The sequence below is a fragment of the Nostoc sp. UCD121 genome (genome assembly GCF_014222285.1).
In the GTDB taxonomy this organism is placed as follows: Bacteria; Cyanobacteriota; Cyanobacteriia; order Cyanobacteriales; family Nostocaceae; genus Nostoc.
The window spans coordinates 1-1,020 of record NZ_JACKZS010000482.1; the positions used below are offsets into that span (position 1 = coordinate 1).

The following is a 1,020-nucleotide window of genomic DNA, read 5'->3' on the forward strand; positions in this document are numbered from 1 at the left end:
GAAAAAATAAATAATTACGTGAAAGCTAGGGTTAGAGATAGATTTTCTTTACGCAACTTAACAAAAACTCCGTAAGATAGACTGATGGCTACAGTCATGACAAAATCCCCAGTGGATGAATAGAAGCCGATTATCTTGTCAAACAACTGTGGAAAACAGTAGAAGTAGCTGTGGAAAGTCTGTGGAATCAGTTAGAAAAAGTAGAGCTAATAATAAGAATTGCAAAAAGTTCTAATGTAAGCTCTGCTATTGTCAGGGGCTGAAAATACAGTAGATCCTATGCTACAGACAAATCTTTGGCTCAGTGACGACTCAAGTGGAAAAATTATTTTCGCGTCATAGTGGAATAACCTTGTGTGTAATTAACAACTTCCTTTGATGGTTACAAATCAAAATCGAGGCTGAATGTTTCGCTTGAAGAATCTTCTTCTTTCTCTTGTGCAAATGGAGTTGGAGTCATTGAAGGAAGCTTGTTCTCATCAGTAGTAATCGGCGTGAAAGCTACTTGTTTTGTGGCTAATCCAGCCTTAATGAAAACAAAATAGCAATCAATAATGAAGTAAAGCGTCTCCAGGTAACTTTTACCTAGTTGTTGGGACTCTGCAAATATGCGTTCTCGATAGTTTTCTTTGAGCCGAATTTTTATCGGAGCTAAGTCAAGTTTTTCTGTCATTGTCATCACTTAATAGATGTAGTAGGCGAATTCTTGCTGCTGATGGCTTTTGCCATCTCTAAAAGCCCAAAGACATTAGCTTCCACCGGGTTGTCCAGTATTTTGAACCCATTCTTCTCTAAAAGCTTCTTAAATCCGGGTAACAGACAACCTCCACCAATCGCCCAGATTTCATCCCCCTGGTGTTTAGCATCAAGTGTCTGATTCACCACTTTCTTCAAGTATTTTTCATACCAATCTTTTAAGCAAGCGCTGTAAACATCTTTGATATCAATGTCCCGGCTGTACCGAGTATGCCCCATTTCCAGACAAAATCGGATTTTGGAGGCATCCCCGATTTTTCCGCC

1 protein-coding gene and 1 pseudogene are annotated in these 1,020 nt (G+C 39.2%); both read right to left on the bottom strand.

What is annotated here, in order from left to right; translation table 11 throughout:
* Nucleotides 1-382: 382 nt before the first annotated feature.
* Complete coding sequence (locus GNF10_RS37050; protein ID WP_185592881.1) at nt 383-673, bottom strand: hypothetical protein; 291 nt, start codon at nt 671-673, stop codon at nt 383-385.
* Between the two features lie 5 nt (nt 674-678).
* Nucleotides 679-1,020: pseudogene (locus GNF10_RS37055) on the bottom strand (hypothetical protein); the annotation flags it as partial.

Coding starts and splice junctions, on each gene's coding strand:
- GNF10_RS37050 (WP_185592881.1), bottom strand. CDS start 673: ATGACAGAAAAACTTGACTTAGCTCCGATAAAAATTCGGCTCAAAGAA.